Below are 26331 nucleotides of genomic sequence, written 5' to 3'. Positions count from 1 at the left end.
CCGTCCGCTAACGCAGGCGGTTCTGACTTAAAAAACCCGCCGGATCGATTCCGGCATCCAGTCACTAAGATCCTTAGCGATCGCACCGGCTCCTGCCTCGCGGAGTCTCTCGGCAGAAACCGTGTTCGTCACGCCCAGAACCGGAAGGTCTGCCAGGCGGCCACCAATAACCCCAGGAGGCGAATCTTCGATGACCAGGCATTCGGAATGAGTCATCGGCAGATGGCCGCCCGCGGTGCGGATCGCATCGAGTTGGCGAAAACCGTTACGAAAACACTCAGGATCGGGCTTGCACTTAGAGGTATCCTCGGCGCTTACTATCGTCGCGAAAAACTTGGCCAGCCCACTTTTCTCAAGGACAAGGTCGATCTCATGGCGCCGCGACATGCTCACGATACCGAGGGTAAATTCTCGGGACATCTTTTCGATAAAATTGGGAATCCCGTCAAACAGCGGCAGATCGGCGGAAACGCTTTCCTTCCACTTTGCAGATTTTGCCGCGATGAGTTCCTCTACTTGCGAAGGCTCGACTGATCGTCCTGCCCGAGCGTAAGCGTTTGCGACGAACGTCTTGTCATCCATTCCGAGAGAGGAAAAGTAATCTTCCTCCGTCAGGTCGATGCCGTCGGCTTTCAGAACCTCCTGATAAGCTTTCATCTGCACCCGTTCGTCATCGATAATGACGCCGTTGAAGTCCATTAAAATTGCTTTGATCATATTCACTGGATGGCGAGCATTTTGCTCGCATGTTACTAAACTCAAATTCAACTTTGGACGGGCAAGATGCTCGCCCTCTAATTATAGGTAACTTTCGTCGAAAATGTTGCCTCGTCCCAGAATACACTTCGGGTCAAACGCCTTTTTGAGCTCGGCCATCTCATTCAAATACCGCTCGCCCATCATTGCCGATAGATACTTTCGTTTCAGCTTCCCAATGCCGTGTTCTGCTGATACCGTTCCGCCGAGCATGATCGCTTGGGCGACGCACCGGCCATAGATATGCCGTGCCCTCTCCGCCTCAACCGCATCTTTAGGCAGCATATTAGCGTGCAGGTGGCAATCGCCTATGTGCCCAAAGATCACATAATCGAGACCACTCGCGTCGAGAGTTTCTTTGTAATATCGAAGGAACGAGGCAAAGTTCTCATCCGGAACCGCCATATCCGTCCCGATCTTTCGCTGCTTGTTCTTAACCACGCGCTCGTTAACCGAAACCGGCAAGACGTGGCGAAATGCCCGCATCTTCTCGCGATCCTGCTCATTCGTCGTAAACCATGAACGCTCGAGATCAGCTCCGTGCTTTTCAAAAAGTTCGTTCCACGACTCTAGGAGAGCATCCTCATTATCCGCGGTCGTTTCCTGTTCAAAGAATATTGCTCCCGCCATGCCGTTCGGCGTTTCAGGGAATTTCTCCGATATAAACCTCAAGGCCCGGTTGTCAAAATATTCGATGAGCGAAGCTCTGATCCCATCTGAAATTTCGGATCTGAAACTTGAGATCGAAAGAGCCTTGGCTTCGTCGACGAAGGAGAGGAGATCGGAATCGCTCGCAAAAAAAACAATCCCGCTAAAAAATCCTTCAGGCTTAGGCAATAACGCCAGTTCCACCTCAGTGATCACACCTAGTGTTCCCTCGCTGCCGATGAAAAGATCGATCAGATCAAGCGGTGCCTGATTGTAGTAGCCACTGACATTTTTGCGAACATTTGGACGATCGTAGGTCAATTGTGGAAGCTGTCCAAGCTCAAGAAAGTTCGATCCATTCGACTCTGGCGATTCGCCCTTATTTACGAAATGGCTTTCGCTATTTCTTTCGATCTCCACGATCTGGCCATCGGCCAATACGACTTGTATCCGTCTCACATAGCGACGCGTCGCACCGTATTTAAAGCTTCTCGCACCCGAAGCATTTGTCGCGACCGTGCCGCCGATCTGACAACTCCATTCGGTCGGATCGGGCGGATAGAATAAGCCATCAGCATCGACCGCTTTTTGCAGATCGCCGAGAATCACGCCGCTGCCGACAATGGCAGTGCGAGATCCTTTATTTATTTCGAGCTTGTTAAATCTCTCGAGCGAGACGATCACGCCGCCGAACGGGATTGCACCACCAACGGTGCCAGTTCTGGCTCCCGAAATCGTAACCGACGTACCGTTCTCGTTCGCTTCGCGAAGTATCTCAGCGATCTCATCTGCCGATTCCGGGACAAACAGCTTCTCTGCATAGCCTCCCGGCATGTTGCTGGCATCGTTGAGATAGCTTTGCAGATCGTCAAGCTGCGTTTTGACTTGCATAAACACGATTATACAGGATGCAAGAACGACTATGAAACTGACGCTATCGAACCACCAATTCCCTTTCCTTCAAATACTTCAGCCGGTCGCGTATCTCGGCAGCCTGTTCGAATTTCATTTCCTTGGCCGCGTTGCGCATATCGGCCTCCATCTGCTGGATGGTCTCTTTCAGTTGTTTGGGTGAATACTCTTCGTACGAATCCAAGTCGAGCGGGATCTTGAAATAATCGGCCTCGTAAGCTGTCACAAGCGTTGCGTCGATCGATTTGATGATCGTGGTTGGCGTAATCCCGTGTTCAGTATTGTAAGCCTCCTGGATCTCGCGGCGGCGGATCGTTTCCGAGATTGCGTATTCCATCGACTTTGTGATCCTATCGGCGTAGAGGATGGCCTTTCCGTCGGAGTTTCTGGCAGCTCGCCCCATTGTCTGAATGAGCGAGCTTTGCGAACGCAGGAAACCTTCTTTGTCCGCGTCGAGGATCGCAACAAGCGAAACTTCAGGCAGATCGAGCCCTTCGCGTAATAGATTGATTCCGACGAGAACGTCGTATTCGCCTCGACGCAGATCGCGAAGGATCTTGATGCGTTCGAGCGTGTGAATATCGCTGTGGAGATACCTGACCTTAACGCCCACCTCGGAGAAGTATTCGGTCAGATTCTCGGACATACGCTTGGTCAGTGTTGTCACTAGAACGCGTTCATTGCGTTCTGCACGGAGGCGGCATTCCTCGAGCAGATCGTCGATCTGGCCCTTCACCGGACGGACCTCGACCATCGGGTCCAGAAGCCCGGTCGGGCGTATTATCTGCTCGATCACTTCGCCTTCGACCTTGGTGAGTTCGTAAGGGCCGGGTGTAGCCGATACATATATCGTCTGGCCCACACGTTCCTCGAATTCCTGAAAATTAAGCGGCCGGTTGTCTTTCGCACTCGGCAGCCGGAAACCGTATTCTACAAGCGTTCCCTTTCGTGATTGATCGCCCTTAAACATCGCTCCCAGCTGCGGGATGGTTTGATGGGATTCGTCGATGACCATCAGGGCATTTGACGGAAGATAATCGAGCAAAGTCGGCGGCGGTTCACCTGGAGCCTTGCCGGTCAAATGGCGTGAATAATTCTCGATACCGCGGCAAAACCCCATCTCCTTTATCATCTCGAGATCATACATCGTCCGCTGGTGCAGACGCTGGGCTTCGACGATCTTACCTTCTTTGACAAGATATTCTTCGTGCGATTCGAGCTCGGCCTTGATTGTCTGGACCGCACTTTTAACCGTCGCTTTACTCATTACATAGTGGGTTTTCGGATAGATCGGGATACGTGTTTCGTGCTTCGCCAAAACCTCACCCAGCAGCGGATCGATCGTATAGATCGCGTCGATCTCGTCGCCCCAAAACTCAATTCGATATGCCTGGTCCTGATAGCTCGGATAAAGTTCGACCACATCACCGCGAACCCGGAAAACGCCGCGGTCAAAATCTATGTTGACGCGTTCGTACTGCAGTTCGACCAGCTTTTGCAGGAACTCCTCACGCTTTATCTTCATGCCCGGCTCAATGAAGATGAGCATCCCAAAATACGCGTCAGGATCGCCAAGGCCGTAAATACAAGAAACAGACGCAACGACTATCACATCCGGTCGCTCAAAAAGCGCACGGGTGGCCGAGAGCCGCAGCCGGTCGATCTCTTCGTTGATCGTCGCTTCTTTTTCTATGTACAGATCGGCGGCCGGAACGTACGCTTCGGGCTGATAATAGTCGTAGTATGAGACAAAATACTCGACCGAATTCTCGGGAAAAAAGGTCTTAAATTCCTGATAGAGCTGGGCAGCCAGAGTTTTATTGTGAGCAAGGACGAGTGTCGGGCGCTGCGTTTTTTCGATCACATTTGCGATCGTAAAGGTTTTACCGCTGCCCGTTATGCCGAGCAGCACCTGATCTTTAACGCCATCGTTAAGCCCTTCGATGATCTGCCTGATCGCCTCGGGTTGATCTCCCTTGGGCGTATTTTCAGAAATGAGACGAAATTGCACACCTCAATCGTATCAAAAAACTACTGGCTGCGAAAGCGGACAGATGTGCTGGAATACTACCAATGTCGGTTTGTTGTATTGAGCGGACAACAGCAGTTCCCTATTAGCGAAAGTCGTGACTTGGCTATCGGACCAGGTCCCGGATCGGAGATCGCTGCCTAATCTGATCGTATTTATCGTTGAAGGCGTCACCGCGTGCGGCGTAGATATCGGTGATTATTTTCTCGTCCAGCGGTCGGAATGCTCGGAGCATCACGTCGCAGTTCCGCACCATACCCTTTGCGTCGATTACCACTACGGCTCTGGTGAAACTTATCGGAAAGAGCCAATGCCGACCAAAAATGCGGGTAACGGTGCGGCCCGGATCCGCAAGCAGCGGGATCGGAAGCTTGCGCCGCTTTGCGAATTGAAAATGCTCCTCAGGATCAGCGGGCGAAACGCCGATTATCGTCGCTTTTGTCGCAAGATAGTCTTCCCAGTGATCACGAACTGAGCAAAGCTGTTTCGTGCACACAAGAGTCTCGTTCTGAGGATAGAAGAGCAGAACAGTGACGGAGCCCAAGTGGTCAGAAAGTTTCCAATCCTCGTTTGTACTGGTCTTAAGCGTGAAATCGGGAGCAATAGCTCCGACTTTCACGCCGACGCCCGTTCCATCAACATACAATGCTGGCATAACCTTTGGGCTGTCCCCCTTGTATTTTATTACTACTATTACTACGCCGTTACTTTTTCAAAGCTGGCGATTGTCTCTTTGATCCGCTCGGCAACGTCCGGGGAGAGTGACCCGGACGTTCGTAGTTGCTCCAGTGCTTCAATCGTTCTCTCGTCCTTCTGGACCTTTAAAACGTGGAGGAGCGCAAATTTCACCCGCTCGTCTCGATGATTTCTGATCGCCTTAAAGATCTCAGCGGTTTCGCCGGAACCAATCATGAACGCGACAAGCGAGAACGCTTCATAGGCGACCTTTAGATCTTCGTGGACGAGCCTATCAAAAGACTTTACCGCGATTCCCGATTCGATCGCAGCCCTTGCAGCGTGGCTCATGCGAAACTCGTCGTTGGTCTCCATGAGCCGTTTCCAGGCATCAGCCCGGTCAAAACTGAGCCGGAACAAACCTCGTGCAGCTGCGGCTCGGACCTCACGCGTAGGATCGGCGCACGCAAGCAGGATCGCCTCAAAAACTGACGGATGATCAAACTCGGTAAGCGTGGACACGGCCTTTGACCGAAGGTTTGACGAAAGGTCGTACAGAGCGATCTGCGTCAGCGCATCGACGGAATTCCGGGTTCGGAAAGCCGTCAGGATCTTAAGCGCTAACTCGCGGACGGATTCATCTTCTTCATATTCTTCATTTGCCTGTTCTATCGCGTTCAACAGCGATGGATCGTCCAAAACAGGCAGCGGCTCATACAGCTTGGCGGGAGTGAAATGCATGAAGGAGTTGATCGGCAGCTGTGAATATTGCAGTTTTCGCATTCTCTCCTGAAATGCTCTCGTATCTATGTCGGCGCTCGCTGCCGCTCGTCTCGGCGGAGGATCAGAAAGTGCCGCCTTGGATCGGGCGGCGGTTCCTGAGGCCACAGGTGCTTTTGCTTTTGATTTCTTAGACTTTCTTAGCCATTCCAACTCCTTGTCGACGTCTAGTCCGTCCATCTCGTAGCTTTCGTTGCTATTGTAGAAGCTGGTAGCCCGGCCTTCACTTGCCTCCAGCAATGAAGACGTTCCCTTATACTTTCGCCAGATAAGGAAGGCTCCCGCCAACAGGAGGCCAACGATGAGGATCATCCATAACCAGCCGCTGTCACCGGATTGCTCAATCACTTTTTGCTGCTGGGCCGATTGGGCAAGGGTGGACGAACCAAAAGCCGCCGCCACGCATGCGGTGGAGGTAATTCGGAATATCATTGGGAAAAGACGGTACATGTAGGAACTCTGCGGACCAACTATCGACGGGGATCCAAAAAGAGTAAAGGTCCGGAAGGTAAAAGAGTGTCCGGTAATCTTAACCGGGCCACCTATTATTATGCATGTTCCTAAACTGTTTGTCATTAAATTTTTCAACAGTGTTCAAATAAGTTCAACGCTAGGCATCTTCCAGAAATAATTGACCTTTTTTTGTTTTGCCAGAACGCGGTCTCCATAATAAAGTTGAGCTATGACCGTTGCGACCAAGATATCCGAATCTGACATACCCGAATTGAATCTGCTCCATCGCGGCAAGGTTCGCGATGTGTACGAGGTCGATGAAAAACGCCTGCTGCTCGTTGCAACTGACCGCATATCTGCCTTTGATTGCGTCCTGCCAACCCTGATCGCAAGGAAGGGTGAAGTACTTACCCAAATATCACTATTTTGGTTCAACCACCTTCTTCCTATAACAGCCAACCACATCATTTCCGCTGATCTCACGGCGATGCCGCAATCGATCAGGCGGCATGATGAACTGCGGGGTCGGGCGACGTTGGTTTGGCGTACGAATGTATTCCCGGTTGAATGTGTAGTTCGAGGCTATCTGGAAGGCTCGGGCTGGAAGGAATATCTAGCTACCGGTTCAGTCTGCGGCTACGAACTTCCGCAGGGTCTGAAGCAATGCGACAAACTTCCGGAACCGCTTTTTACGCCGGCCACAAAAGCCGCAACGGGCCATGACGAAAATACCAACTTCGACACCTTCTGCTCTATCGTAGGTAAAGAAACCGGCGATTTGCTGCGGGAACGATCGTTGAAGATATATGAAGAAGCCTCAGGCTACGCTTTGACGCGCGGAATCATCATTGCCGACACAAAGTTCGAATTCGGCACGGACGCGGATGGCAATATACTTCTTATCGATGAAGTTCTCACCCCTGACTCATCCCGATTCTGGGAAGCCGACAAATACGCACCTGGCAAAGCTCAAGCATCATTCGACAAACAGTTCGTCAGAGAATATCTCGAGACACTCCACTGGGACAAAACACCGCCGGCTCCGCCTTTGCCCGATGATGTCAGTGATGCTACGACTGCAAGGTATATTCAGGCGTTTGAGCTTCTTACGGGGAACAAATTTTGATCGCAAAGCGTGTTATAATCTGGCAACCCAAATCTAAACGGAGGCCTTAAATTATGAAAAAACTGGTTATCAGCATACTACCGGCGGTTTTTGGGCTCTGCACCGTCGCAGCTATCGCTCAAACTCCTCCACAGGGAAAGCCCAATCCTCAAGCACCCAATCAGCCGGCAACCAACCAGCCGCCGAACACTCAGCCGCCGGCGCCTGCCGTGATCCCGTGCCCTCAGATCCAGATCCAGGGCCCCAACCGTCCGTTAAAGGATGGTGAGCAACTTACCGTGGCGGCAAATATTGGTGGCGGAGACCCGAGCGTTCAGCCGATCTACAGTTGGTCCATCTCCTCCGGCACGATCACTTCAGGGCAGGGTACTCGCAATATCACGGTTGACTCGACCGGCGCCGGCAATGACCGTCAGATCATTGCGGACCTGCTGATCGGTGGCTATGGATTCGAATGCACGAACCGCGCTACCGTGACCGTTCCGGTAGCCGCACCAGCGAAAAAGGTGGATGAATTCGGTGACCTTCCCGAAAAAGACGAAGCGGGAAAACTCGACAGTATCGTAACCTACTTAGCTCAGGCTCCCGACCGTATCTATATCATTGGTTACGCGGGCCGAACTAACGTCCGCGGCTACGCAGCCGATGTCTTGCGACGGATGAAAGCGTATATAACTAAAGCCGGTACGCCGTATGACCGGGTTGCGGCGATCGACGGCGGGTTCAAAGAACAGCCGAATTACGAGATTTGGGTTGTTCCGATCGGTGCCGACCCGCCACGTCCGACACCGACCGTTGATCGAAAGGATATCGTCTATCCCAAACCTCCACCGCCGGTCAAGAAACCGGCAACGAAGCCCTAATTACGCGGTGGCCGCTGCCGTAGAGTCAGGAAAACCAAGTTCGGCCTTCACGTCCGTTTCAATACGTTCGAGAAGGTCGACATTCGTTTTCAGCATGTTCTTGACGTTGTCACGGCCCTGGCCGAGGCGTTCACCTTTGTACGAGAACCATGCTCCTGATTTATCGACGATGTTGTGATTTACCGCCAGGTCGAGCAGATCGCCGGTCCGCGAGATTCCCTCTCCGTACATAATATCGAACTCCGACTCACGAAACGGCGGTGCACATTTATTCTTCACTACCTTAACGCGAGTGCGGTTTCCGACGACCTTGTCGCCATCTTTAATAGCACCAATTCTACGAATATCGAGGCGAAGGCTGGCGTAGAATTTCAACGCCTTGCCGCCGGTCGTTGTCTCCGGTGAGCCGAAGAACACGCCGATCTTCTCGCGAAGCTGGTTAATAAAGATAAAGCACGTATTTGAACTCGAAACGATCGCTGTGATCTTTCTAAGTGCCTGCGACATCAGCCGTGCCTGCAGTCCAGGCAGCGAATCGCCCATTTCGCCATCAAGCTCAGCCCGCGGAACAAGGGCCGCGACCGAATCGATCACGATCACATCCACGCTGTTCGAACGGATAAGCGTCTCGGCGATCTCGAGAGCCTGCTCGCCGGAATCGGGCTGCGAGATTAACATGTCGTCGATGTTGACGCCGAGCTTTGTGGCGTATTCCGGGTCCATCGCGTGTTCGGCATCGATATAAGCACAAACGCCGCCCGTTTTCTGGGCCGAAGCGACCACGGTCAACGCCAACGTCGTCTTACCCGAACTCTCAGGCCCGTAAACCTCGATGATACGGCCGCGCGGAAATCCGCCGACGCCGATCGCCGCATCCAGGCTGAGGCACGTTGTCGAGATCGCTCCGATATCCTCATGTGGCCGCTCGCCAAGCCTCATGATCGACCCTTTGCCAAACTTTTTCTCGATCTGCATCAACGCAGACTCGATCGCTTTTCCTTTATCTAAGCTCATTTTCTAGTTCTCCCATCCAATTTTCTGCAAATCCATGAACCGAATTACTTCGATAAAAATAATCTAACACAAATGCGACCGCGTTTCACAAATAAAACACGTAAATTCTCAAAGAATATGAGAAATGATGAAAAAAGTTAGCTGGTCGCTGAATTTCCCCAAATATTAGCGGAAATGGAGATAAATATCAACAGAAACTTCTCCGCCGAATTCGAGCATCCCACGAGTGCCCAATTACACGAAAAATAGCGCCCCCAAATTTTGCATTTCGATGTGCTCCAACTTTTTTGCTCAAAAAGTGTGAAACGATTCACACTTTTTCAAAACACCCCTGTTTATCGAATGAATATGTACAAGCAGGGCAGATTGTTCGAAGGAGTCCGCCCGTTTGTCTTAACAAAAGAGCGAGATCGGTAGAGGTATTTGGCAGATAGGTCGAAGGTTTTTTGGCAGTTCGTTCTTTGACCAATTAGGGGCGTGGGATCGCGTCGCCATTCTCTGCTTCGACGCTCCGCCGAGCAGAAAAAAGGCAATTGTTAATATCACGCTCAGGCAGAGAGTTTCTGGGCCAGATTGAAAACCGAACTGCTCGAAGGCGGTGCTTTTCGCAAGGTCGAAGAAGTCCGAAGCGAACCATTCAGTCGTATCGAAGGCTTCTACGGACGGACCGTCTGCCACTCGGCCCCTGGCCGTATCCATTTCTACTTGACCATATCAAACTGATCTAAACCAGTTGGTCGGCGAATGGCAACTTGCGTAATCGTTTGCCGGTCGCTGCAAAGATCGCATTTGCAAGAGCTGCGGCAACAGGCGGCAAAGCCGGTTCACCTAATCCTGAAGGTGCCTCATTCGATTCAACAAACTGCACATCGATCTCGGTTGGAGCATCTTTCATGCGTAAAAACTTATAGGCATGAAAATTTGTTTCGGCCACAGCACCATTTACAAAAGTAATTTTCGGAAACATGGCATGACTGATGCCATCGACAATTGAACCCTGCACCTGGTTTTCTGCACCGCTCAAATTAATTACACGGCCACAGTTTACTGCGCAAAAAACTTTCTTAACCTTCGGTTGTCCATTTACCAATTGCACATCAACCACCTGCGCCACATAAGAGCCAAACGAGAACCATGTTGAGAAACCTCTGAATACGCCGGGTGTTTTCGTACCCCACTTACTCATCTTTGCGACAAGGTCGATCACACTTTTATACTTCTCCGGGTCATAATTGATCCTTCCGACAGGTTGTTCTTTTGCTTTCTTCAACAACTCCAGGCGAAATGCTACCGGATCTTTTTTCAATGCGGTGCATACTTCATCCATGAAGCTTTCAGCAACAAATGCAAGCGTATTTGCCCCGGGAGCTCTCCAAAAACCTGTTGGCGTATTGCTTGTAAAGCCTTGTCCTTCGGCACGGTAATTTGCAATACTTCCTGCAACATAACTGTCACCACGTACACCACGACCAATACCAACACCCGATTGATGCCAGGATAATAAATTGTCAACCGAAAGTGCTGCCCGGTATCTCCACATTTCTGCAGGACGATAAAAATCATTCTGCATATCATCTTCACGTGTCCATTGCACCTGCACTGGACATTGTGCCGCTGCAGAGATCAATGCGGCTTCCACGCCATTATCGGTCATTAACTTTCTGCCAAAACCCCCACCCTGGCGGGGCGATGAAATGGTTATATTTCCTTCCGCAATTCCTAATTGTTTCGATACTTCGGTTCTTACTGCCCCGGGTACTTGTGTTGGACCAAACAATTCCACCTTCCCATCTTTCACATTCGCATAAAAATTAAGCGGCTCCATTTGTCCGTGCGCGAGTGCAGGTATCTCATACGTTACATCAAGAAATTGTGCGGCACCTTGTTTCGCTGCATCAACATCTCCGTCATTCCTTGCGGGCTCTGTTGGTGCAGGTTTATCAAGCAAAGTTTTAAACGCTGCAAAATGCTCGGAAGTGTTCTCCAGTTTTTCACCTGCATTCCATTGGATCACCAGTGCATTTCTTCCTTTTCTTGCAGCCCATGTAGAGGTTGCAAGCACGGCAACTGCGTTCTTGATCTTTACTACTTTCTTAACGCCATCGATCTTCAGGGCAGCTGCATCGTTCACTTCGCCTAATGTTTTTCCATAAGCCGGCGGACGGCTTACCATGGCGAAAAGCATTCCTTCTTTTCTTGTATCGATTCCAAACAACGGCTGACCGGTTACAATTTTATGTGCATCTACATCTTTAACTCTTGTGCCGATCAACTTAAATTCCTTCGGGTCTTTTAACGTTGGCTTGGCCGGCACTTCGAGTTTTGCTGCTGCAGACGCCAACGATGCATAACTCGATCTTTTTCCGCTTACCTTATGGATCACTTCTCCGTTTTCAACCGTGCATTCAGTTACAGGAACATTCCATGTTTTCGCTGCAGCAGTCGTCAACATTTCACGTGCTGTTGCTCCTACTGTACGCAACTCTGTAAACCGTCCTCTTACTGATCCACTACCTCCGGCTGTTTGTCGGCCCATTCTGCCGTCTAATGGTGCTAATTCGACCTTGATCTTTTTCCAATCAACACCCAATTCTTCGGCAACGATCATGGGTAACGATGTTTTTACACCCTGGCCAATTTCCGGGTTCGGTGCCAACAACACAATGGTGCCGTCAGCAGCAATTTTGATATACGCATTTGGAGCAAAAACCATTTCCTCCGATACTTTTGCTTCGGCAGGCAGGTTAAATAGACTAAAACTGATTAGCATACCTCCACCAGATAAAGCAGATACCTTAAGAAAGTTTCTTCTTGAATATGTTGTTGGCATGATTAGTTTATTTGCTGCTTTGTTGTTTCGCCGCTAAATGAATTGCTTTACGGATACGGACATGTGTTCCGCATCTGCAGATATTTCCCGACATCGCATTATCAATATCGTTATCTGTTGGCTTTGTGTTGCGTTTTAATAATGCGGCTGCACTCATGATCTGGCCCGCCTGGCAATAACCACATTGAGAAACATCCAGTTCTTCCCATGCCTGCTGCAGCGGATGATCACCTGTTTCGCTTAACCCCTCAATGGTAACAACGGCATTGTTTTTTACAGATGAAACCGGTAATACGCAGGAACGTACAGCGCTGCCATTTACGTGAACGGTACATGCACCGCATTGTGCGATGCCGCAGCCAAATTTTGTGCCCACAAGATTTAAATGATCTCTCAGTACCCACAATAGAGGTGTTCCGGGATCAGCATCAACCTTTAACGTTTTACCATTTATGTTTAAGCTTACTACTGCCATAAGAAGTTACTTTTGTTAAACTTAGTCACTATTCAATTCATAAAAAAACACAATTTGAATTATGAGGATTATATGGATACCGGTTTGATATGGTCAAGTAAAACTGGACACGACGCTCACGCGAACTACCGTTTCTGGTTGATCTGCCTGCCTTTTCATTTTTTGAAATTTCGAATTGCTTTTCGAACTCGTTCGGGCTGATCCGGGGGCCTCATATCTCCGCGACCGTCTCGTTCACTTCTGCAATTTACATTTCCTTACTTAAAAGCAAAAACTAATCCGGCCTGCGGGTCGTAAATACTTGCATAGTTAGCAGTAAAACCGTTAGAGTTTGCTCTATTACACTATGGATCTTCTCGATTTCGCAGGCCAGACGCTGGACGGTAAATATCATATTGAACGCGAGCTTGGCCGCGGCGGTATGGGAACGGTGTATCTGGCGACGCATCTTGGGACCGAGCGGCCTGTGGCGGTGAAGATCATATCGCCCCAGTTCATGCAGCGGACGGAATTTGTCGAGCGATTTCGGCGCGAAGCCCGAGCTGCCGGACGACTGCGGCATCCGAATGTGGTAAACGTCACTGACTTTGGATTTTCCGAGACAAAGGAAGGCCAGGTCGCTTATCTTGTGATGGAATATCTCGACGGCTGCACGCTCGGCGAGATCCTCGACGAAGAAAAAAATCTGCCTGTCGCCTGGACACTCGACATCCTCGAACAGGTCTGCTCGGCCGTTCAGGAGGCCCACGATCAGGGCATTATTCACCGCGACCTCAAACCCGACAACATCTGGCTCGAACCAAATCAGCGCGGCGGCTATACGGTCAAAGTGCTGGATTTCGGTATCGCAAAGCTCGAGGATCATGTTGATATTCCGGCAAGCGGTGAAATTCCGCAGGAATATCGCCGCTCGACGCATACCGTGATCGCGGGCGCAAACACGACCTTTGGCGGGACGGATCCCGAGGGAACAAAAGCCGGTGCGATAGGAACGCATATTTCCGACGGAAATACGATCTCAGGTACCGCAGAGCAGCAGACATTGGTCTCAGAGGCCGGCACATTGCATCTAGAACCGATCGCATCTGAAGGCAAAACCGCGGTTTTTAACGACGGAGATCTCTCAGGTGAATTTCAGGACTCGGTCGGCACCCGAATGATCGATGATCGAGCACCGACCGAAGCCGCCGGGACGAATGCCCAAACGACGGCTCGCTCGCTCTACGAATCGAACAATTCAGCCGAACTCACGCGTGTTGGAGCCGTTCTAGGAACGCCGCTTTACATGTCGCCCGAGCAATGCCGCGGCGAACATCTCGATCCCCGCTCAGACATCTACAGCCTCGGCGTGATCGCGTATCAGATGCTCTCGGGAGCACCGCCGTTCGAGGGCGATTTCAAGGACGTAATGGAATCGCACAAAAACGTCGCCCCAAAACCACTGGATGCGAAGAAGGTGCGAAAGAAAATGAAGCGGGTCATTCACTCCGCTTTGGCCAAAGAGCCGGAACATCGGCCGCAAAGCGCCGAAGCATTCGCGAGCGAACTCGTTTCCAGATCTGAAGGCATCTTTGCCCTGCTCCGGCGAGCGCTCGTCATATACAGCGAGCACCTGCCGAAATTTCTGCTGCTCGCCACGATCTTTGAGCTGCCGGTGATCTTGCTTACCGCACTCCAGATAATAGTGGGATTTCTTCGTGTCAGCGACTTGGTTCCCGAGGCTACGGGAAACATCCTTATTGGCGTGGTCGTTTTGGTCCTCACCCTAGTAAGCGCCTTTTGCGCGACCTTGATAGTGGGGTCGATCGTGTGGCTCGTCACGCAGTATTTATCGGTACCGTTAAGGCCGATCCGGCTTCGCCCGGTACTTGGCGAAGCCCGCCGAAAATGGAAGCGGATCCTCACGAGCGGAGCGACTGCGGCGTTTACACCCTTTGTTTTCGCGGCTGTTGCAGCGGCTCTCGCGTTCGCGGTGTTTGGCGGCGGAGCAGCACTTATCTCGATGGGCATCGGCGTAGATCTTTACTATCAGGTCGTCGGCGGCATTGCATCAACGATCGCCGCCACTGCCGCATTTTTCACCTCATATGTTTGGTGTATGGTGATGACGCCCGTCGCAATGATGGAGAACCTCGGCATCCGCGAGGGCTTCAAACGTTCCCGGGCACTGACCAGACGGGCATTTACAACCGCCTTGGGAGCCTCGCTATTTATGTTCGTGATCCCGATGCTGCTTGCGGGAACGTTGTCATTCTTTGTGAACGTGACGGCGAAAGCATTCGATCCCACGCCTAAGAAAGATGACGTCAAGGTGGAGCAACAGGAAGGCGAGACCAACGCTGAAGGTACAGCTCCGCCCGCTGATGCAGAGACAAAAGACGGTCAAAACGGGATAAATATCAGTCTCAGCGGCCGTCCACCGATCCGCGAACGCGGAAAAATGGACATGCGGACCCGCGTAAAACGGACGATACTGGAGTCGCTTATCCAGATAATCTGGCTACCGATCCAGCTCATTACCATCTCGTTTTCTGCTATCATTGTAGCGTTGCTCTATTTGAAGACCCGGCTAGCGGGCGGTGAATCGATGAACGATCTCATCGAACGATTTGAGGACGACGGGCGTCCAAAGAAAAAGTGGCAGGAACGCGTCAGGGCTCGCCTGATCCAATCCGGCCGGATCTCAAGCAACCCGAGCAGATGACCTTTTCGGCCAAAAAGTTCTTTATATCATGCAGTTTTGTGATCGCGATGTGCTGTTCGGCATATTCGCAGGATCTACGGCGCGCTCTGAATTTTGCCGAAGGCTCGACCGTCGAGATCGTCAATAAAAATGGACGTGTAACCGTGAAAACCGCACCTTCCGGCTTTGGCATCGTTGCCTCGTCCGCAAAAGGGTGTCGGCGTCCGAGGTCAGATAATGGTCAGGGCGGAAGATAAACGATCTCGATAAACTGGGACGGCGAAACTCGACCTCGTTGTCACGCTTCCCGAACGCACGGATCTTAAGATCGAAACCTTGAGCGGAGCGATCGAGGTCAGCGGAAATTTCGCCTCGATCGAAGCAAAAAGCGACACTGGAACGCTCGCAATGGACGTTCCGGCAAACGACCTCAAATATCTGCTGCAATGGACCGAATCACGTCCGAGATACCTCGCCGATTTTGAGATCGCCGCCGTAAAAGAGCGAGCCGCGGGACGTTTTGAGATCAAAGGCGTTCACGTGAAGGCGGAAGAGAAGAAGAAAATAGGAGAAGAAGAGAACACTCCCGCTGGAGCTGCTTCTAAGCCAAAAACCGTTTCGCTGGATCTAACGACCGCTCGCGGCATTATTCTGCTGAACGTTCCCCCAAACGAGGTGTTGAGCGACCTCAGGGAAAGGCCGCTGACGAACGCGGCAAAAGCGATCATCCGCAGCGGCGATTCCCTGCTGATGGAAGCGATCCGTAGGGCGTCGCCGAAGTATTTCGGCGATTACGCGAGAACACTGCCGCCGTTGAGACTCGAACCAAGTTTCGCACCGCGATCAGATCGGGCAGCCGGAGTAAATGCCGAGACGAAAACGGCACTCGTTCGGGTGACCGATCTCAAGAACCGCTCCATCCCGGGCCTGAACGCTGATGATTTTGAGGTCTTAGAGAACGGAACGCCCCGCGAGATCATCTCGGTCGAGCGGTCAGAAGCTCCGTTCAATCTTGTGCTGCTTCTGGACGTTTCGGGAAGCGTAGAAAATTACGTTAACTTCATTCGAAAGGCGGCGCGGAATTTTGTCGACACGGTCGGGGCTCAGGATCGGGTAGCGATCGTTATTTTTAACGAGGACGTTAAGCTGCTCTCGACCTTCACAACGGATAAAGGAAAACTCTCAACCAGCCTCGACACTTTCGACGCGGGCGGCGGCACCGCATATTACGATGCCCTTGCCTACACGATCGCCGACACGCTTCGCCCTCTCAAAGGCGAACGGACGGCAATTGTGGTGCTCACAGACGGCGACGACAACCGGTCTTTTCTTGCATTTGATTCCCTTACGGGCTCGATCCAGGAAAGCGGTGCTTTGATATATCCGCTCTACGTTCCGTCGGGACTGATAGCTCTCGCCGCGCAGAATTTGAATGCCGACATCGATCCCCTTCGGAAAAAATACATGTCGCTCACCGCCAAGAGTGAGGGCGAGGGCGAAAAACTAGCTCAGATGTCGGGCGGCGTCTATTATCCGATAACGCAGATCGGCCAGATCCAAAAGGCTTACGAAGATATCGTCCTGCAAATGCGCTCCGCCTACAACGTCACCTTTCGCTCCGCGATGGATCCGTCGGCAAACGGAGGGTCGCCAAAACTTAAGATCAAAGCCAAGCGTGAAAACGTTTTCGCAACGGTCACCGCAGTAACCGCCGCGAAATAACCTTACGGTTTATTCGCCGGCTTCGTTGATCTCATCATTGGAACTTCCTTCATCATCGACGGCGAAGCCGAATTCGCATTTGCAGCCGGTTTTGAAAAGGCTTTTCGCATCTCGTCAGCCGAAGGAATTCCGGGCGTCGGAGTCGTTCCGGGCTTAGCCTGTTTCTTCAACTCCGCGGGACTCGGAATGCCGGGTGTCGTTACCGGTTTAGGCGTTGCTCCGTTTGCCGCCGAAACATTTGCTGCGTTCGCAGGAGACAGAGGCGTGGTCGAGACCCCGGCAGGTAGGTTCGCGGGAACCGCGTTCACCGGCGTTGCTGCATTCGCATTCGACACGTTCCCATTTTTGTTCGCGGAATTCCCTGCCGGAACACCCGCCGAACCGCCGCAGCCCGCACCAATAGAAACAAGAAAGATCAAGACAGAAATGGATAGATCCTTTAGCATAATTATTACCCCGTAAAGAAAAGGTTAACACCGATGATTTGACATCGCGAAACGGCTTATTTACACTTACAAATTCGCGTTCTGCTTCGACTTAGATGCGAAATTCGGCCAGATAGCTCAGTTGGTAGAGCAGCGGATTGAAAATCCGCGTGTCGGCGGTTCGACCCCGTCTCTGGCCACCAGATAATAAAGGACTTACGAGTTATCTCGTAAGTCCTTTTTAGCATTTGTGCGTCAAAGCCGGAAATTGAGCGATTTTGGCAGGGTGTAATGGCTAAGCTGATACCGTTTATTTTTGCGAACATGAGCCAAATCATATTTATTACAGATCAAACCGACGAAACTTCTTTTTTGAAGCTTGAGGTTAGGAGGAAAAATTGATGATAAATGTTGAAGGTAAAACGGTTCGCGAGATCGCCCTCGCTATGCCTGTGACAACACGGGTTTTTGAGGAATTCAAGATCGACTACTGCTGCCACGGAAATACTCCGTTCGAGGAGGCATGCCGGAATGTCGGAGCTAATCCGGAAACCGTCATCCAGAAGATAGACGGCGTTCTGGATCTGCCGAACGCGGGCGACCAGGACTCCTTTGCCGAGATGCGGCTGAGCGATCTCGTTGATCACATTCTTGACAAACATCATGTCTACACAAAGGATGAAACGTACCATCTCACTCCATTGATGGCCAAGGTGGCGACCCGGCATGGTGAGCACAACCCATACCTGATCGAGCTAAAGGGCCTTTTTCAGTCGCTGTGCGAAGATCTGGCTCCGCATATGATGAAAGAGGAAATGGTGCTTTTTCCATATATTCAAAAACTCGAATATAGTTATGCGAATCATCTAAATGTATCGTATCCGCCCTTCGGGACGGTTCGGCACCCAGTAAATATGATGGAGATAGAACACGACGAGGTCGGGGAATTATTGGCCAAGATGCGGGCGGTAACGAACGATTACACGCTGCCGGCAGAAGCCTGCCCGAGCTTTACCGCACTTTACCTTCGTCTCGGCGAGCTCGAACGCGACTTGCATCAGCATATCCATCTGGAAAATAACTTGCTGTTTCCGCGTGCTATTGAAATGGAGCAGATCGTCTTCTCACCCGTAGTTAATTAGTGCGAATGTTATTAGAAGCACCTCCGATCGATCGATTCCCCAAGATCCGAGCCAAAGCCGTCGCATTGCCGGTAGAGCACGGATCTTGGGGCTTTCTATTGGAACCGTTGGTTGGCGGGATCGCGATCGCCCCTTCGATCGCCGCACCATGGATCGCCATTCTGGTGATCGGCGCGTTCCTGCTTCGGCAACCTCTAAAAGTTATCCTTTCTGGCGGGTTGGCGGGAAGAAGCCTGCCTCAAACCACGTTGGCCCTTAAATTTGCGGCAGCTTTCTTCTCGATATTTTGTGTCGGGGCTGTCGGGGCTGCCTTTAATACGCGGCCTGAGAGTTTTATCCCGTTCGCACTTGTCCTCCCATTTGCGGTATATCAGATCTATTGCGATGCCAACCGGAAATCCCGCAGCTTGCTCGCCGAGCTCTTAGGTTCAACTGCCCTTACTGCGTCGATCGCGGTTATCGCTCTCGCCGCCGGGTGGGGTTATCCAAAGTCATTATCTTTGTGGGCAATAATCACGGCGAGGCTGATCCCATCGATCCTTTACGTCCGAAACCGTTTAAGACTTGAAAAAGGCAAAACTTATTCGTGGATAGTACCGATCAGTGCTCACGCGGCTGCAGCGGGCCTAGTATTAGTTCTCGCGATCGATCATTTAGCACCGTATTTGCCTGTGCCGATGTTCCTGATACTTCTTGTCCGCTCTGCAATCGGACTCTCGTCCTATCGCAAGAAAGTCAAAGCAACAAAGATCGGCATAGGCGAAGTCATATATGGCACCTTGACGATCCTTGCTCTGATAATCGGCCATTACGTCGGAATCTAACAGCCCCGTTTTTGGTTATGTCACAGGGTGGATCGGCTTACGCTGATACTCACGGATCTTCTCATAATTCCTTTCTGTTTGTTTGAGAAATTTTTGTGCAATAGCCACGATGGATCCAAAACGGGAGAACAAGGTTTCTCCCGAAATGAATTCGACAACAAAAGGCCCCGCCGGTCTGGCGGGGCCAAGAGCAGATCGAGGGCTCTTTGAAGAAGTCGCAATGCCCTAGCCGGCTTCGTCTGCCCGACCTAATTCATAGTCGCTCCAAATTGGCTATTCGAGAGCTACGATATGGGTCTTGACCTCACTGACCAGGTCAACAGTCGCAATTCATCTGCCGTTCATCGTCCGGGCGAGACTAACGCCAAGGCGGTCCCGTACGATCACCTTTATTGCCGGTTCAACGATATTGGTAATCAAATCCTCAATTTTATCGGGAAAGCTGACGTCAGAGGGTTCGCCGAATTGAGGCTCCGGGCTCGAATACCTTTTCTCCTTTCCTATGACTGCTTCGGTCTGCGACATAAGTCGATTTCTTGTCGGGCATTTCTAGAAGTGATTTGGGAAAGCAACAACAACCTCGGTCGGTTATGTCAAGCAAATCGATGGGTTCGCGATTGAACCAACTAAAAAGGGCGGCTCGCGTGAGCCGCCCGTAGAATATTGAGTTGCACAAGATCCCTATTCTTGTGCAACAAAGTCAATATCAGTCAGCGTATCTCGTACCGTGACCGTTCTCGCCGAGAAGCGGTAACGGCTTGATCTGACGCTCACGATGTAGGCACGGCCCGCCTCAATACTATCGAAGCTGTAGAAGCCGAACGAGCCTGTCGTTACCGCCCGTCGGTTGCCCGACGGATCGGTGATAACGACCGTTGCTCCTCTCACGCCTTGGCCGTTTGCATTTATGACGCGGCCTGAGACTGAGACGCCAGCCGCTGTCGGGTGGACGACGATATTCCCCGCTTCGAACGTCGTAGGAAGCAATGCTCCTTGAGCACTCGAAACGCTTTTAGCGGTTGGAGTGTCAGAGAACGTTATTGGATATACACCCGGCGATGCATTAGCAGCAACTGAGAACGTTATCGTCAATAGCTGCCGAGGGCCTGCTCCGTAGGTATTCGTTGCATCCAGCAGCACACCGAGACGTCCTTGCCCGGTTTGGTTTGTATTGAGGCCGAGGTTCGTGCCCGCCGGTGTACCTCCTCCCATGTTAGAACTCACGTACGTGAAGATCGCAGGATTCCAGTTCAACGAAAAGCTGGTCGATGCCTCATCGCCTATGGCATCAAGTTGGAGATCGACGGTTACCGTCGGCGTAAAGTTCCATTGAGTGTTCACCGCCCGAATAGTTCGCCCAACTTCAGGTGAAGCCGTTCGAGCGTTCGGCTCTACGGGCGAGGTCGTCACCGGAGCGGTCGGGCCGCAGACTGGTTTGGTCGTGATCGGCACGCCGTTGAGCACGCCGAGGTTGTAGCCGCGGATGACGGTCACGTCGCCGGCCTCGATCTGGGCGTTTCCGCAGGCTCCCGGAACGTCTAGATTGACGTCCGCTGCCTGGAACTGAGCTCCCGCCGGGATCGCCGGCAGGTTGCCGAGAACGACCTGTCGGATGTACGAAACGTCGTTCGACAGGACCTGATTATCGCCCAGCGGTCCGCCGCTGCCGTCGACCACGTCGCCTTCCGGCCGCGTTGGAAGCGGTGTCGGTGTCGGCGTCGGGGTTCCGGCCGGCGTCGGCGTCGGCGTCGGCGTTATTCCGCCGTCGTCGTTAAGGATCGTTCCGGTTCCGGTCGCTCTGCCGATGACGCCGTTCGAAACGGTCGTCATGTCGACGAGGAACGTCTCATTCGGCTCGACAACGGTATCGCCGTTGACAAGAACCGTGACCGTCTTCGACGTATCGGTTGGTAAGAATGTGACCGTGCCGTTCGAGACCGCAGTGTAATCGCCCGGTGCCGCTGCTGTCTGGTTCGCCGTCGAATAGGTCACCAGCGAACTGAACGACGTCGGGTTGCCCGAACGAGTGATAGCAAACGTGAACGCCGTCGTTCCCGCATTACCTTCATTAGCTGAAACATCATTGATCGAGAACGAAGGCTCAACGTCGTCGTTAAAGATCGTTCCCACCCCGTCGTTCCCTAAAACGGTGCCATTAACCGGATTTGAAAGGCGGATATAGAAGACCTCGTTGGCTTCGAAAGTTATGTCGCCGTTAACAAGAACATCGATCCTTTGCAGCGTCGGTGAATCAGACGCGAAGGTTATGGTTCCCGAACGAGGCACATAGTCGTTATTTCCAACCGTGGCGGTTCCGTCAACTGTTGTGAAATCTACCGTCCTGGCTGGAGCCCCAAGTGGCGGCAGTTCAGTAATGATCACCTCAAAGCTGAACGTGGTGGTACCCGCATTCGTCTCGTTGCGTGTCACCGAATTCACTGAGAACAAAGGTCCAACAGGGATCGGCGTCGGCGTTGGACTTGGCGTCGGACTCGGTGTTGGACTCGGTGTTGGACTTGGCGTCGGACTTGGTGTCGGACTGGGTGTCGGACTTGGTGTCGGCGTTGGCGTCGGCGTCGGCGTTGGTGTCGGCGTTGGTGTCGGCGTCGGGGTAGGCGTAGGCGTCGGGGTTGGCGTCGGCGTTGGAGTCGGTGCTACTGCTTGTACCTCAAAAGCGCCGATATCCGAGTCATTGCCTTCCGGGGCAGGGGGCACTCCGCTGTTATTAACAACCCGGAGGAAGCCTTCGCCTCGCTGATCGGTGTTTAGATCGGGAGCAGTGCCGCCCTTATCGATCGCCGGGCTGCCGGCAAGAAAGGCATGTGTTTGCGTCGGACCACCGTTCGAACCAAGGGGTCCAAGAAGCGGGTTGATCGGCAGGTTGGGATTACCTATCTGATCCCCGATCGAACCGAAGCCAGTGGCATCGCCTACGTTGCCTATCAGGTTGTAACCCGTTGAATAGAAGGCACCCCGAACGTCTATGGCCTCTCCGTTCGCGGCAATTATCGTATTTCGAACCGAACCGACAGGTACTCCATTTTCGGGGCTGGTCCCAGAAGGTATTACTTCCCGCGGTCGCATCAAAAGGTTATCCAGGCGAACTCCTGCTCCTGTTCTGCCGGGCGTAGAGTTGTTCGTTATAGTCGCGTTCAAGAGATTCACGATAGAGCCGTAACCAGCATAGATACCGCCGCCGGAACCTGACTCAAGGGGGTTCGGAACCGTCTCGACCGGCATGATAGCGGTGGAGTTACCGGAGATAGTTGAATTGGCAACATTCAAGACCGGCTCAAGGGCAAGCCCCGGATTTTGCCGTGGAAGCGGAATACTCATTACATAAATGCCGCCGCCGTCACCTCCGTTCGTCCTGTTGCCGGAAATAGTCGACCTCGTTATAGTCATCTGGCCACCTTCGTGGTAGATTCCGCCGCCGGGTGCTCCATTCGATGAGTTTCCGGAGATCGTCGAATCAGTAATGTTCACCGTTCCAAAGACCTGGTTGAAAACGGCACCGCCGCCCGCCGAGACGGTTACGGCAGCTGGCCTAGTCTCGCCACCATTTACGGGAGAATCTGGAAACGGTGCTGCGTTACAGTTGGTTACGGCTGACTTGATGATATTCAGGGTCGAGCCATCGAGGTTAGCTATACATCCCCCGTTATATCGGAAGCCGTCGGTTATCGTAAGTGATTTGAGCGTCGCGTAGATTCCGACGCCGCCAGGAGAATCACCCCTGCCGATCAGCGGCCCGATCGTGAACACCCGGTTCATGCCTTGACCTGAGATCCTCACCATATTATTCCCGCCATCGATCGTCAGGCTTTTATCGATAAATATCTCGCTTTCGAGGTCGATAGAAGTGATCGCGGGATCAAACGTGATCAAGCTGCTATCACACGCATCCAGAACTGCCTGTCTCAAGCTGCCGGGCCCGCTATTATTGGCGTTGACCACGACAGGATCCGTGATGCACACGCCCGGGGTCGGTGTTGGTGATGGAGTTGGTGTTCGCGTCGGGGTTGGAGTCGGCGTCGGCGTGACCGAAGGCAGACACTTGCCGTTACTGCCGGCATTGTATATTGCCCGGATCTCGTTTTGTGAAAGAGCCCTATTGAAGAGTTCGACCTCGTCTATACGGCCATGCCATGCAAAACCGTTATTTACCTCATTCCGCCCGATAACTATCGGATCTTCGGTCGGATCGATCACTCCCTGAAGCGGTTCATTTGCAACCTCTAAACCATCAATATAGATCTTCATTGCTTGCCCGTCGTAGGTTGCAGCAACGTGCTGCCAAACCCCGACCGACAATATCGGCGGGCTAGTTACGAAGTGGTAAACTCCGTCGATCATCAGCACAAACTGCAGTGCATTTTCATCTTGACCGGTAACTTCGAAGACATATCCGCCAATATTATCAGGCGATCTCTTTTGGAAGATGGTAGCACCAATTCTTGGCGACTCCCGATTGATCCATGCATCGATAGTTATCTGAGCACCGGTGTTCTGGGCAACATAATGCGGGATCGTCAGATAATCATTCTGCCCATCAAAATTGAAAGCAAGTCCCACTTTTCCGGCAGCAAAATTTGCTCCGAGCTGCGCGTTCCCATTGAAACCGGAGATGGTGTCGTCAACGTTGTCTTCTGCTCGGTACCAACTCACCATATTCGGCGGAGGCGGGGTACAACTCTGGGTCTTACACTTACCGGCACTGCCCGCGTTGTATATCGCCTGGATTTCTGTTGGGGCAAGTGCCCTGTTGAAGATCTCCGCCTCATCAATCAGTCCCGCGAACGGGACGGTGACGAGTGAGCTGTCATTCCTGACATGAGCTCCGATCCAAACATAATCGAGTGCGTTCGTGTTGATAGAACTGCCGCCTGTACCGGTCAAATCTCCGTTATCCAGCACACCATCAACATACAGATCGAGTGATCCGTTGTTGAAGGTCGCCGCGACGAAATGCCAGGCGTTTATAGGGTAGTTCTGAGAGCTGAGGCGGCCAATTCGGTTCTCGTTATCATCAAGGCCGCAGTCGACATAAAATCTTGCCTGTGCGATCAGAGCCTGTGTTCCTGTTGGAGGACCAGCCTGATTCCAGAAGAGAATCCTGCATTGTTGCGTCGTCCAGGTGGGCACGGTCGAATCACCTGCACCCAAAATCCCAAAATAAAGACCGGCTTCCGGGACCGCCGTCGGATATACCCAGGCATCGTAAGTCGCCTGTGTCCCGCCATCGATATTTATCGTGTTATTCGCTCGGACGTACGAATCAACTCCGTTAAAGCTAAAAGCTTGATCAACCTTTCCCGGAGCATATGTTACTCCGTTAAATGTCACCCCGTTTTCGAAAGTCGGCCCCTGAATATCGTTCGCGTTGCCGTCACCCGGCCACCAAGTGAGCATATCGGGCGGAGGCGGGGTGCAGGATGCGACGCACTTACCGGCACTCCCCGCATTAAAAATAGCTTGCAGCTCGCTTTGAGCGAGCTCACGGGCAAATACCTCTACTTCATCGAACTCTCCGGCAAACCGGTATCCGGGATCACCGTATACGTCAGTAACCCTGGCTCCGAGGTATAGATTCTTTGATGTCATTGGTGTGAAAGAACCGAGATTTTCGCTGGCGACGATCTCGCCGTTCCGATACATCCTCGCGATTCCCGTTGTCTTGTTATAGGTCAAAGCAACGTGACTGAAGGAACCTGGGGGTATCGCACCCGGGGCAGATTCTAAAACGTGGAAAGAACCACTGGTGTCGACCAGGTTCGCGAACAATACGCCGAGTCCCGAGGATAAATAGAAATGTGAACCAAACCCGTTCGGATCGCCTGGTTCGCCGCTCCATTCGAGTATAGGTCTCAAGGGCTCACCCACGTCCGAGTTCGCCGATTTGATCCACGCATCGACCGTGAGTCCGTCACTTAAACCGACGTCGAGACTGGTTGAAGCAGGAAATCGAACATAGTCATCTACTCCATCTAATAAGAAGCCCTTATGAACGACTGCATTGCCAAAGGTGGCTCCATTGAGCAACGCTCCATTATTTGCACCGATCGCGTCATTGGCATTGTCCTCGCCTCGCCACCAGGCGACCATATTCGGCGGCGGCGGCGTACAGGCCCCCGTCTTGCATTTTCCCGCACTCCCGGCGTTGTAGATCGATGCCAACTCTTGCGAAGTGAGGGCACGGCTGAAGATCTCGACTTCGTCGATGAGCCCCAGGAAATTCTCGCCAAGCAAACTTGGATTCATCGTACCTATCACGGTGTGAACATCAGAGTCGATCGATCCGAGTACGGTCGGAGTTTTGCTTGCGACCATTGCTCCATCAACGTAAAGTTCAAATCGATTTGCTGAAACGTCCCTTACTCCGGCAAGATGATGCCATCCAGCAGTCAATGCGGACGGTGCTCCCACAACGTCGAATCCTTCATCGTCGGTTAATACCTGGAACAGGGCCCCGCCATCCACTCCTCCGCTACCTGGAGCGCTGGACTTTAGAATAAATGTTTTTCTCGCACCCGGAAGTTGATAATTGTCTTTGCTTATTACACGTATATTTCCGGTGTTGGTTGCCGGATCTATCAGAACCCAAGCATCCAAAGTCATATTGGTTAGGTTAAATCCTCCGCCAAGATCGACATAGTCGTTGGAAGCCTGAAGGCTGAATGCCTGCCCGACCATGCCCGGTGCGAAAGCCGCACCGTTTACCAGAGTGCCGTCATTCGTTCCGACAATATCGCTGGGATTGCCATCGCCAGGCCACCAGCTGATCATATTCGGCGGCGGCGGCACGCACGTTGGTGCGGGCTGGGCATGCACAACAGTTCCTGTTATGGCACTAGTATCGAGAGATCCATATATATCTCCGAGAAAAGAAAAAGCCGCGGAGCCTGAGCCCGCGGCGGTCATTGAAATAATTGTCGTGATAATTATCGAATAGATTACTAGCCGGCCCCTACTGA

At 52.1% G+C, this 26331-nt stretch carries 19 protein-coding genes and 1 tRNA gene; 9 read left to right on the top strand and 11 right to left on the bottom strand.

Annotated features, from left to right (window positions below; all coding sequences use genetic code 11):
• Positions 1-27: 27 nt before the first annotated feature.
• From IPG22_16095 to IPG22_16075, 5 genes are all read right to left on the bottom strand, one after another.
• Positions 28-717 carry an HAD family phosphatase gene (locus IPG22_16095; GenBank protein ID MBK6589811.1) on the bottom strand — a complete coding sequence of 230 codons (690 nt, stop codon included), beginning with the start codon at positions 715-717 and terminating at the stop codon, positions 28-30.
• An 81-nt stretch (positions 718-798) separates the two neighbouring features.
• On the bottom strand, positions 799-2295 hold the full coding sequence (locus IPG22_16090; protein MBK6589810.1) for an FAD-binding oxidoreductase: 1497 nt from the start codon (positions 2293-2295) through the stop codon (positions 799-801).
• Between the two features lie 43 nt (positions 2296-2338).
• A complete protein-coding gene (uvrB, locus tag IPG22_16085) occupies positions 2339-4327 on the bottom strand; it encodes an excinuclease ABC subunit UvrB (protein ID MBK6589809.1) in 1989 nt (662 codons plus the stop codon).
• Between the two features lie 124 nt (positions 4328-4451).
• Positions 4452-5000, bottom strand: a complete 549-nt coding sequence (locus tag IPG22_16080; protein ID MBK6589808.1) for a peroxiredoxin — start codon at positions 4998-5000, stop codon at positions 4452-4454.
• Between the two features lie 41 nt (positions 5001-5041).
• On the bottom strand, positions 5042-6232 hold the full coding sequence (locus IPG22_16075) for a HEAT repeat domain-containing protein (protein ID MBK6589807.1): 1191 nt from the start codon (positions 6230-6232) through the stop codon (positions 5042-5044).
• Between the two features lie 250 nt (positions 6233-6482).
• Between IPG22_16075 and IPG22_16070 the strand changes: the two genes are divergently transcribed.
• Both IPG22_16070 and IPG22_16065 read left to right on the top strand, forming a co-directional pair.
• The gene (locus IPG22_16070; GenBank protein ID MBK6589806.1) at positions 6483-7379 is read left to right on the top strand and encodes a phosphoribosylaminoimidazolesuccinocarboxamide synthase; all 897 of its coding nucleotides are present in this window, start codon (positions 6483-6485) and stop codon (positions 7377-7379) included.
• Between the two features lie 53 nt (positions 7380-7432).
• Complete coding sequence (locus tag IPG22_16065; GenBank protein ID MBK6589805.1) at positions 7433-8242, top strand: hypothetical protein; 810 nt, start codon at positions 7433-7435, stop codon at positions 8240-8242.
• On the opposite strand, the gene recA is transcribed toward IPG22_16065, so the two are convergent.
• The gene (recA, locus tag IPG22_16060; protein ID MBK6589804.1) at positions 8243-9256 is read right to left on the bottom strand and encodes a recombinase RecA; all 1014 of its coding nucleotides are present in this window, start codon (positions 9254-9256) and stop codon (positions 8243-8245) included. It lies immediately after the preceding gene.
• A gap of 573 nt (positions 9257-9829) precedes the next feature.
• On the opposite strand from recA, the gene IPG22_16055 reads away from it, so the two are divergent.
• Positions 9830-9979: a hypothetical protein gene (locus tag IPG22_16055; protein MBK6589803.1), complete on the top strand. Its 150-nt coding sequence runs from the start codon at positions 9830-9832 to the stop codon at positions 9977-9979.
• Position 9980: 1 nt separating this feature from the next.
• On the opposite strand, the gene IPG22_16050 is transcribed toward IPG22_16055, so the two are convergent.
• Both IPG22_16050 and IPG22_16045 read right to left on the bottom strand, forming a co-directional pair.
• Positions 9981-12086: a xanthine dehydrogenase family protein molybdopterin-binding subunit gene (locus tag IPG22_16050; GenBank protein ID MBK6589802.1), complete on the bottom strand. Its 2106-nt coding sequence runs from the start codon at positions 12084-12086 to the stop codon at positions 9981-9983.
• 7 nt (positions 12087-12093) lie between these two features.
• Positions 12094-12561 (bottom strand): (2Fe-2S)-binding protein, encoded by a 468-nt coding sequence (locus IPG22_16045; GenBank protein ID MBK6589801.1) that lies wholly within the window; start codon positions 12559-12561, stop codon positions 12094-12096.
• A 346-nt stretch (positions 12562-12907) separates the two neighbouring features.
• Between IPG22_16045 and IPG22_16040 the strand changes: the two genes are divergently transcribed.
• The 3 genes from IPG22_16040 (at position 12908) to IPG22_16030 (ending at position 16966) form a co-directional block, all read left to right on the top strand.
• Complete coding sequence (locus tag IPG22_16040; GenBank protein MBK6589800.1) at positions 12908-15265, top strand: serine/threonine protein kinase; 2358 nt, start codon at positions 12908-12910, stop codon at positions 15263-15265.
• Positions 15262-15501: a hypothetical protein gene (locus IPG22_16035; protein MBK6589799.1), complete on the top strand. Its 240-nt coding sequence runs from the start codon at positions 15262-15264 to the stop codon at positions 15499-15501. Before IPG22_16040 ends, IPG22_16035 begins: the two co-directional genes overlap by 4 nt.
• A gap of 79 nt (positions 15502-15580) precedes the next feature.
• Positions 15581-16966 (top strand): VWA domain-containing protein, encoded by a 1386-nt coding sequence (locus IPG22_16030; protein ID MBK6589798.1) that lies wholly within the window; start codon positions 15581-15583, stop codon positions 16964-16966.
• Positions 16967-16968: 2 nt separating this feature from the next.
• Here the strand turns inward: IPG22_16030 and IPG22_16025 are convergent, their stop codons facing one another.
• Positions 16969-17412 (bottom strand): hypothetical protein, encoded by a 444-nt coding sequence (locus tag IPG22_16025; protein ID MBK6589797.1) that lies wholly within the window; start codon positions 17410-17412, stop codon positions 16969-16971.
• Positions 17413-17518: 106 nt separating this feature from the next.
• Here IPG22_16025 and IPG22_16020 point away from each other — a divergent pair.
• The 3 genes from IPG22_16020 to IPG22_16010 all read left to right on the top strand — a co-directional run bounded on the left by IPG22_16020 (position 17519) and on the right by IPG22_16010 (position 19357).
• Positions 17519-17594: transfer RNA gene (locus IPG22_16020), tRNA-Phe, on the top strand.
• 198 nt (positions 17595-17792) lie between these two features.
• Positions 17793-18533 carry an iron-sulfur cluster repair di-iron protein gene (gene ric / locus IPG22_16015; GenBank protein MBK6589796.1) on the top strand — a complete coding sequence of 247 codons (741 nt, stop codon included), beginning with the start codon at positions 17793-17795 and terminating at the stop codon, positions 18531-18533.
• A gap of 5 nt (positions 18534-18538) precedes the next feature.
• Positions 18539-19357 (top strand): YwiC-like family protein, encoded by an 819-nt coding sequence (locus tag IPG22_16010; protein MBK6589795.1) that lies wholly within the window; start codon positions 18539-18541, stop codon positions 19355-19357.
• A gap of 330 nt (positions 19358-19687) precedes the next feature.
• On the opposite strand, the gene IPG22_16005 is transcribed toward IPG22_16010, so the two are convergent.
• Both IPG22_16005 and IPG22_16000 read right to left on the bottom strand, forming a co-directional pair.
• Positions 19688-19882 (bottom strand): hypothetical protein, encoded by a 195-nt coding sequence (locus IPG22_16005; protein ID MBK6589794.1) that lies wholly within the window; start codon positions 19880-19882, stop codon positions 19688-19690.
• A gap of 156 nt (positions 19883-20038) precedes the next feature.
• Entirely contained in the window at positions 20039-26278 is a 6240-nt protein-coding gene (locus IPG22_16000) for a carboxypeptidase regulatory-like domain-containing protein (GenBank protein MBK6589793.1), read from the bottom strand.
• Between the last annotated feature and the right edge of the window lie 53 nt (positions 26279-26331).

This window comes from Acidobacteriota bacterium (assembly GCA_016703965.1).
Lineage (GTDB): Bacteria > Acidobacteriota > Blastocatellia > Pyrinomonadales > Pyrinomonadaceae > OLB17.
Note: the sequence above shows the minus strand (reverse complement) of the source record. Positions and strands in the feature narration are given on the sequence as shown.